Origin of the sequence: Burkholderia sp. Ac-20379, from assembly GCF_017104645.1 — a bacterium.
GTDB lineage: Bacteria > Pseudomonadota > Gammaproteobacteria > Burkholderiales > Burkholderiaceae > Burkholderia.
On record NZ_JAAGPF010000333.1, the window covers coordinates 1 to 7918 of the forward strand.

The window sequence follows — 7918 nt, forward strand, 5'->3', positions numbered from 1 at the left end:
AGCGGCGGCCTCGCCACCATCGCCGCCGCGATCGCCTGCGCGCTCAGCTCCACCTCGCCGCGCGCGCCGCGCTTCGTCGCGCAGATGGCCGCCGGCGCGGCCGTGGCCACGCTCGCGGGCTACCTGGCGGTGTGCTACCTGTATCCGAACATCGACGGCTTCCCGCTGCTGTGCGCGACGCTCGCGCCGCTGCTGGCGGCCGGCGTGTTCGTGACCACCCGGCCCACGCTGTCGGGCTATGGGGTGGGCTATATCGTGTTCTTCTGCCTGCTGGCCGGGCCGGACAACGTGACCGTCTACCAGCCCGACCTGCTGCTCAACAACGGCATCGCCGTGGTGGCCGCGATGCTGACGGCCGCGCTGGTGTTCGCCGTGATCTTCCCGACCGAAATGCCCTGGCTGATCGAGCGGATCCAGCGCGACCTGCGCGCGCGCGTGCGGCTCGCCTGCGAAGCGCCGCTCGACGGCCTGCACGGGCGCTTCCAGTCGGGCGCGCACGAGCTGACGTCGCACCTGCGGCAACTGCTGATGAAGCGTTCGGCGCGCCATCGCACGAGCCTGCGCTGGCTGTTCGTGACGCTGGAGATCGGCCATGCGGTGATCGACCTGCGCGGCGAGCTGACACCGTTCGACGCGGCGCGCGCGGCCGGCGCGCTGCGCTGGCTCGCCCCGGTGCGGCACATGCTGGCGATGCTGCCCGACCTGTTCGATGCGCCCGACGCGCGCAAGCTGTTGCGCATGCAACGATCGGTGGAACTGGCGATTCGCGCGATCCTGCGCGCGCGCCCGGCCTGGGAGGCCGCACCGGCCGACAGCCGGCGCATGCGCCGCGTGCTGGTGGGGCTGCATTTCATCCGCGCCGCGCTGCTCGATCGCGACGCGCCGTTCGTGCGTGCGCGACGCCGGCCGCACCGCGCGCGCCGACGCGCCGATCTCTCCTGAATCCGGAAGAATCCTGCCCAAGGCAGGTGGTTAATCCCGAGGCGGGGCGCTCCTATAGTGACCTCAACGCCGCAACCGCGGCACTTCCTCAGGAGAACCCACCATGAAGCCGATGCAACTGGCAATCGCCGCCCTCGCCCTTTCCGCCGCCTTTGCCGCCCACGCCCAGGCCGCCTCGAGCAACGCGCAACCGGCGCGGCAGCAATCGCACAGCGCGCAGCGCGCCCCGCAACAGCCGGCGCAAACGCAGTCGGACTGCGTCGGCCCGGCCAGCTTCTGCAACGTCTATTTCGGCAGCTGATCGAGCGTGATGCGGATCGAGGCGTATCGACGGGAAAACAGGCAGCGGGCCGTTCAAGTCCGACGAATCGCCTCCGAACTTCTTTCGGAATTCTGACTTTTCGCTGTCAAAATCGTCTGCGACACTCGCGGCTCGAAATTTCTCCCGCCCGCGAACATGACTGCCCTGACGACCCGCGCGACCTGCGTCGCCCTTGCCTGCTTCCTCGCCGCCTGCGGCTCCGACGACACGCCGCAAACGGCCGCTGCGCCGGCCACCCCGCCGGTCACCACCCCGGTGACGGCCGCCGCGCCCACCTATTACCAGACCAAGACGCCGTACCAGCCGCAGCAGGACCCGGCCACCTACGAGGCCGCGCCCGCCGGCTACGCGCCGGTCTACACCGAACTGGTGGCGCGCCACGGCTCGCGCGGGCTGTCGAGCTTCAAGTACGACGGCGCGATCTACGCGATGCTGCTGAAGGCCGACGCCGACGGCGCGCTGACCGACCTCGGCAAGCAGTTGAAGACCGACACGTTGACGATGATGAAGGCCAACGCGCTGCTCGGTTACGGCGTGTCGGGCATCTCGACGCCGGGCTACGGCAACCTCACGCAGGCCGGCATCCGCGAGCACCAGCAGCTCGCCGCGCGCCTGCTGCAACGCATGCCCGCGCTGTTCGACGGCTCGCGCAAGGTGGTGGTGGTCAACTCCGGCCAGGATCGCGCGGTCGACAGCTCGACCTACTTCTCGGGCGCGCTGGTCGCGAACAAGCCCGCGCTGAGCGCCGCCATCACGCTGCCGGCCGCCCCGGCGCCGTATCCGGAAGGCGCGCCGGTCGCGCAACCGGCCGGCACCAACCGCTTCCTGCTCTACTTCCATTCGCTGAAGGCCGCCACCGATCTGGTCACCACCACGACCGACGCGAACTACGCCACCTACCGCGACAGCCTCGCCTATCAGGCCTATTCGACCGACGCGACCGTCACCGCCAAGCTGGCCGACATCAACGCGTCGGCGGGCGCCAGCGACGCCGCCCAGGCGGTGCTCTCGAAGCTCGTCACGCCGGCCTTCCTGGCCAAGCTCGGCACCACCGGCTACACGTTCGCGAACAGCGGCACCTACACGTTCGCGTCGAACGACGCGCTGTTCAGCAACACGCTCAAGGGCGACGGCAAGACCACCATCAAGACGGCCGTCGACGCCGTCAACGTGCTCTACAACCTGCTGCAGGTCGCCCCGGCGATGACGGCCGAAACCGGCGGCGTGACGATGGAGAAGTACATCGCGGCGCCGCAGGCCCGTTACCTGGCCTACCTGCAGGACGCGGCCGACTTCTACCAGAAGGGCCCGGGCGTGCAGGAAGCGAACCCGGTCACCTACAAGATGGCGACGATCCTGCGCGACGATTTCTTCGCGCAAACCGACGCGATCGCCAAGGGCGACCTGACCAACGCCGCCAAGCTGCGCTTCACGCACGCCGAGGAGATCATCCCGTTCGCCTCGGTCATGAACCTGAAGAACGTGTTCGTGCCGGTGCCGGCCGCGCAGACGTACACCTACGACAACAACCCGTGGCGCGGCGATCAGGTGTCGCCGATGGCGGCGAACGTGCAATGGGACGTGTATCGCAACGGTGCGAGCCTGGCCGTGCGGATGCTCTACAACGAGCGCGAGACCGATTTCCAGGCCGCCTGCGACGGCGCCAAGCTCGCGCCGACGAGCCATTTCTACGATTACGCCAAGCTGAAGACCTGCTACGGCTATCTGTGACGGGCTGCGCGGCCTGCCGCGCCGCGCCGAATCGCGTGACATCCGACCCTCGCGCCCGCCCCGGTGGATTCCGCCGCGGCGGGCGCGGCTTTTTCGCAACGCTTCCGCGAACCGAAGGATCCGTCGAATCGAAATCGTTGACAGCCGCCGGCCTCAGGCATAGATTCGGGTTTACACCTAGGTGTTAACCCCAAATTCTCTTGGATTGATCATGTCGAGCGCCAAGCAAGTCCGCACCCCGTCCCGCAAGTCCTCGTTCCTGTCGAAAGTCGGCGCAGCGTTGCGCAGCGCCTGGGCGATGTTCGAGCTTCAGTCGCAACTGCAGATGCAGGCCGCCATGAGCTACGCGCGCGGCCCGGTGCCGGCCCGCGTGGTGGCGCGCCGCGACCGCCGCATCTGAATTCCAGCGTTTTTTCTGGTTCGAATCCGGCGCGCGCCTGAACCGCGCGCCGGGCGCTACCCGTAGCCGGGGCGGTTTCGCCCGGCTTGGGTGCGTCGAACCCTCGCAAGCCGATGGGCGCATGTCGATGCGCCCGCACCACTCGGCTTCGCTCCCGCCTCGAATGCACGCAGGCCCGGTCGCAACCGGGCCTGCCGTCATGCATCCTGCCTTGCACGCGGCCGGCGTTCGCCCGCCGCGATCTGGCGCGTTTCCCGCTCAGCCTGCCTGACCGTCGCGCACGCGCGCCAGCGGCTCGATCGCCGGGCGGCCCGCCGCCACCCAGGCCTCGTAATCGGCGTACGACTGCTGGCTCGGCGGATACACGCCCCACAGCGGCTCGCCCGCCGCGATGCGCATCGCCAGATAGTGCTCGATGTCGTCCTGCTTCTCGCACACGTCCGCCAGCTCCACGGCCAGATGCGCCGGCACCACCGTCAAGCCGTCCGCGTCGCCGACGATCACGTCGCCCGGATACACCGCCACGCCCGCGCAGCCCACCGGCACCTGCAGATCCGCCACGTGGTGATACGAAATGCGCGTGGTGGCCGTGATCTCGCGCGCATAGGCCGGCAGCGGCATCGCCGCGATTTCGGAACCGTCGCGCAGCGCGCCGTCGGTCACGATCGCGCGCGCGCCGCGCGCCAGCAGGCGCGTCACCAGGATGTTGCCGGCCGAGGCCGCGCGCGGGTCGTCGCGGCTGTCGATCACCAGCACGTCGCCCTCGCGCACCTGTTCGATGCCCTGCCATTGCAGGTTGTCGCCGTTCGGCCGGGTGGTCATCGTGCCGTAGGTGTCGATGTCCTCGCGCGCCGGGATGAAGCGCATCGTGAACGCGCGGCCGGCGAACGGCTTGACGTCGCGATTGACGGCGCGCAGGCCGACCAGCGCCGGCTGACGGAAGCCGCGCTTGAACAGTTGCGTCGTCAGCGAGCCGCTGCTGACCTTGGCGAGGCGGGCCAGCGTGTCGTCGCTGACTTCGACGGCGCGATCGACCTCGCGGTCGAGGCCTTCGGCGTAGGCATGAAGTGTCATCTTGCGTCCTTTTCTGTTCTGGAAAGCATCGCGGGTTCCACATGCTGGAACCCGGGGAGCACCACGTCTCCAACGAAACCGATCCTACTGCTAAAGTCCGGGACGTCGGACAGGCCCTGACGGCCGGTTTCGCGACGAATTCCAAAAGGTGGAAATATGGCTATCGGAGACGGAACCGCCGCGCTCGCCAAGGCGCTGACGGTGTTGGAAATGGTGGGGGCGACGCCGCACGGCATGACCAACGCCGAATTACTCGAACAGGCAGGACTGCCGAAGACGACGCTCTACCGGATCCTCGCGACGCTGATCGAGCACGGCCTGCTGCGGCGCGATCCGACCCACCGCGTCTACCGGCTCGGGTTCCGTTATCTGGAACTGGTGCGCAATGCCTATCTGATGCCCGACTTGGTGGCGGCGGCCACGCCCGAGCTGCGCACGCTGCGCGACCTGACCGGCGAAACCACCTATCTGGCCGCGCTCGACGGCAGCGAGGTGATCTCGCTGGAGCGCTGCGACGGCGCGCATTCGCAACGCTCGGCCGCCGCGCTCGGGCGCAGCAAGCCGGTGTATTGCACCGGCCAGGGCAAGGCGATCCTGTCGCGCATGGCGCGCGACGAACGCGACGCGCTGCTGCGCGGCGTGACGATGACGGCGCTCACGCCGCGCACCATCACCGACCGGCGCCGCCTGCAGGTCGAGCTGCGCATCACCGCCACGCGCGGCTATGCGATCGACGACGAGGAGATCGTGCTCGGCGTGCGCTGCGTGGCCGCGCCGATCGTCGACAACGAAGGCGTGGTGCGCGGCGCGCTCAGCGTGGCCGGGCCGGCCTACCGGATGTCGCTGGCGCGGCTCGAACTGCTCGGCCCGGAGCTGGCCGAAGCCGCGCGACGCGTGGGCATGCAACTGCGCCCGGAAAGCCGCGGCGCGGAATCGGACGAAGTCGCGCCGCTGAGCACCGCCTGGGCGTTCCACGGCGCGCACCCGGTGTGGTGGGCCGCGCGCGGCGCGCTCTACTGGGCCGACACGCTCGCGCCCGCGCTGCGCGCCTGCACCGTCACCGCCGACGGCGCGGCCGACCGCATCGTCCAGCAGCTCGACGCGCCGATCAGCGGCATGCAGTTGCGCCCCGAAGGCCTGCTGATCGCCCAGGCGGGCCGCCATCTGGTGCTGGCCGCCGACGACACGCTCACCGTGCACGAAGGCGCGAGCGTCTGGAACGACCCCGACATCCGCCTGCTCGCCACCGATCCGGCCGGCCATACGTGGGCCTGGTTCGAGCACGGCAACCACGGCAATCTGGGCTTCGTCACCGAGGCGCAACGCTTCGAGGCGGTCTGGAAATTCGGCGAGACGATCGATTCGCTCACGTGGTCCGCCGACGGCGTGACCGCATTCGCCGCGGCGTCCGCCTCGGGCACGCTCTACGTGCTGCAGCGCGGCGCGTCCACCGTGCGCCGCTTCGCCGCGATGCCGCCCGGCTCGGGCCGGCTGTCGGGTGTCGCGCTCGACGCTCAGGGCGGCGTCTGGGCCGCGCTGCGCGACGGCTGGAGCCTGATGCGCTTCGCCGCGGACGGCACGCTCGACCGCGTCGTCAGCTTGCCGGTGGCCGCCCCCACCGGCCTCGCCTACGTGGGCGGCGGGGCGCGCGCCTCGCTCTACATCACGAGCGACCGCAATCATCAACCGATCGAATCGCTGGCCAGCGCGCCGCTGTCCGGCCATCTGCTGCGGCTCTGCTTCGACGCGTGAGCCGCCTTCCTCGCATGCCTCCCAACCCTCAGCACGCTTTCGCCATGACCGAACCCACCCGCCTGACCCTCGCCAACGACACGCTCGAAGCCGTCATCGCGCCGCATCTCGGCGCACGCTTGTGCCGCCTGCGCACGCGCGACGGCATCGATCTCGTCGTGCCGCTCGACGCCTGGGACGCCCCCGAACACGGCTGGCCGAAAGCGGGCGCGTATCCGCTGGCGCCGTATTCGAACCGCATCGCCGGCGCACGGCTCGCGTTCGGCGGCGTCACGCACGCGCTCGCGCCGCACCCGCTCGATCTGCCGAACACGCTGCACGGCCACGCGCAGCGCCGCGCGTGGGACGTGGCCGAACACGATGCGCAGGCCGTGGAACTGGTGCTGCGCGAGGCGCCGTGCGAGCACTGGCCATGGGCGTTCGAGGCGCGGATGCGCTTCGAACTGCACGGCGCGACGCTCGCCGTCTCGTTCGCATTGCAGAACACCGGCACGCACACGATGCCAGCCGGGCTCGGCTGGCATCCGTTCCTCGCGACCGACGCCGGCAGCCGCGTCCGGTTCCGCGCGCCGTGCCGCTGGACGCTCGACGCGCACTTCGTGCCGACCGGCGCGACCACGCTCGCGCCCGACGCCGTCACGCTGACGCGCGGCGACTGGCAGGCGGCCGACTGCGCGATCTACGCGAGCGAATGGGACGGTGCGGCGCGCATCGAACGCGACGCCGGCACGCTGCACCTGGAAGCCGACGCGCCGCTTTCGCACCTCGTGGTGTACGCCGCGCGCGGCCGCGAATTCGTCTGCCTGGAGCCGGTCAGCCACGTCGCGAACGGCTTCAATCTGGCCGCCCAGGGCGTGACCGGCACCGGCATCGCCACGCTCGAGCCGGGGCAAGCGCTGCAGGCCCGCACCGCGCTGCGCTGGGCGCCCGCGCGCTGAAATCCGGCCGCGCCGCACCCGGCGAAAGCGGCGGGTCCCAGCATCTGGAACTCGCCGGGGCGCGCCGCCGCCGGCCGGGCAGGCAGGCGTCACTTGCACTCCTACACTGACGGGCAAACGCATCGCATCCCACGCGACCCATGCCCACGCGCCCCGCGCGCGGATTTCCATCAGGAGGCAAGCCTTTCATGGCCCACATCGATCCCGACCGCTATGCGGCGCTGATTCGCCGCTATTTCGACGCCTGCAACGAAGCCGACTACGACAAGCTCGTGTCCTGCTTCACGCCCGACGCCGTCCACTACTTCCCCGCCGGCCTGCCCGACATTCCGTGGCGCGGCGCCGATACGATCGCGCGCAAGTGGCAATGGTGCGTGGCCGAACTCGGCTCGCAATGGACCATCGAGAAGATCCTCGTCTCGCACAACTCCGACGAAGCCGTGATCGAGTGGACGCACTGGAAGTCGAAGCTCGGCACCGCGCTGCGCGGCGACGAGTGGTACGTGTTCGACCCGGAAACGGTTCGCATCAAGGAAATCCGCGCCTACTACGCCTCGCCGGCCGACAAGAGCGTCGCGATCAACGAGATCGTCGAGTTCGACTACGAAGGACGCGGCTACCACCTGAAGGCGCAGACGGAGGTGAAGGCATGAGCGCGGTGCTCGATTCCCATGCCGCGGCCGACGCGTTCGCCGCCATCGACGCGGGCGCCGAACGCACCGCCGCCGCGCAGGCTGTGTACGGCGCGACGCCGCACGC

8 protein-coding genes are annotated in these 7918 nt (G+C 69.9%); 7 read left to right on the forward strand and 1 reads right to left on the reverse strand.

The features are described 5' to 3' along the window. The 4 genes from G3N92_RS27930 to G3N92_RS27945 all read left to right on the forward strand — a co-directional run. Nucleotides 1-942, forward strand: a 942-nt coding sequence (locus G3N92_RS27930; RefSeq protein WP_206130818.1) for an FUSC family protein, incomplete at its 5' end; no start/stop codon positions are given. A 103-nt stretch (nt 943-1045) separates the two neighbouring features. After that, nucleotides 1046-1243 carry a hypothetical protein gene (locus G3N92_RS27935; protein WP_206130819.1) on the forward strand — a complete coding sequence of 66 codons (198 nt, stop codon included), beginning with the start codon at nt 1046-1048 and terminating at the stop codon, nt 1241-1243. Between the two features lie 156 nt (nt 1244-1399). Then, complete coding sequence (locus tag G3N92_RS27940) at nt 1400-2995, forward strand: histidine-type phosphatase (RefSeq protein WP_206130820.1); 1596 nt, start codon at nt 1400-1402, stop codon at nt 2993-2995. 211 nt (nt 2996-3206) lie between these two features. After that, nucleotides 3207-3395 (forward strand): hypothetical protein, encoded by a 189-nt coding sequence (locus tag G3N92_RS27945; protein WP_206130821.1) that lies wholly within the window; start codon nt 3207-3209, stop codon nt 3393-3395. 258 nt (nt 3396-3653) lie between these two features. Here the strand turns inward: G3N92_RS27945 and G3N92_RS27950 are convergent, their stop codons facing one another. Next, nucleotides 3654-4469 (reverse strand): ribonuclease activity regulator RraA, encoded by an 816-nt coding sequence (locus G3N92_RS27950; protein WP_206130822.1) that lies wholly within the window; start codon nt 4467-4469, stop codon nt 3654-3656. A 156-nt stretch (nt 4470-4625) separates the two neighbouring features. On the opposite strand from G3N92_RS27950, the gene G3N92_RS27955 reads away from it, so the two are divergent. From G3N92_RS27955 to G3N92_RS27965, 3 genes are all read left to right on the forward strand, one after another. Further along, complete coding sequence (locus tag G3N92_RS27955) at nt 4626-6221, forward strand: IclR family transcriptional regulator C-terminal domain-containing protein (RefSeq protein ID WP_206130823.1); 1596 nt, start codon at nt 4626-4628, stop codon at nt 6219-6221. Between the two features lie 44 nt (nt 6222-6265). Continuing rightward, the gene (locus G3N92_RS27960; protein WP_206130824.1) at nt 6266-7159 is read left to right on the forward strand and encodes an aldose 1-epimerase; all 894 of its coding nucleotides are present in this window, start codon (nt 6266-6268) and stop codon (nt 7157-7159) included. A 188-nt stretch (nt 7160-7347) separates the two neighbouring features. Next, the gene (locus G3N92_RS27965) at nt 7348-7812 is read left to right on the forward strand and encodes a nuclear transport factor 2 family protein (RefSeq protein ID WP_206130825.1); all 465 of its coding nucleotides are present in this window, start codon (nt 7348-7350) and stop codon (nt 7810-7812) included. Nucleotides 7813-7918: the final 106 nt, after the last annotated feature.

What these genes read in the sequence shown, in the direction of transcription:
- G3N92_RS27935 (WP_206130819.1), top strand. Translation starts at nt 1,046, where the DNA reads ATGAAGCCGATGCAACTGGCAATCGCCGCCCTCGCCCTTTCCGCCGCC.
- G3N92_RS27940 (WP_206130820.1), top strand. Translation starts at nt 1,400, where the DNA reads ATGACTGCCCTGACGACCCGCGCGACCTGCGTCGCCCTTGCCTGCTTC.
- G3N92_RS27945 (WP_206130821.1), top strand. Translation starts at nt 3,207, where the DNA reads ATGTCGAGCGCCAAGCAAGTCCGCACCCCGTCCCGCAAGTCCTCGTTC.
- G3N92_RS27950 (WP_206130822.1), bottom strand. Translation starts at nt 4,469, where the DNA reads ATGACACTTCATGCCTACGCCGAAGGCCTCGACCGCGAGGTCGATCGC.
- G3N92_RS27955 (WP_206130823.1), top strand. Translation starts at nt 4,626, where the DNA reads ATGGCTATCGGAGACGGAACCGCCGCGCTCGCCAAGGCGCTGACGGTG.
- G3N92_RS27960 (WP_206130824.1), top strand. Translation starts at nt 6,266, where the DNA reads ATGACCGAACCCACCCGCCTGACCCTCGCCAACGACACGCTCGAAGCC.
- G3N92_RS27965 (WP_206130825.1), top strand. Translation starts at nt 7,348, where the DNA reads ATGGCCCACATCGATCCCGACCGCTATGCGGCGCTGATTCGCCGCTAT.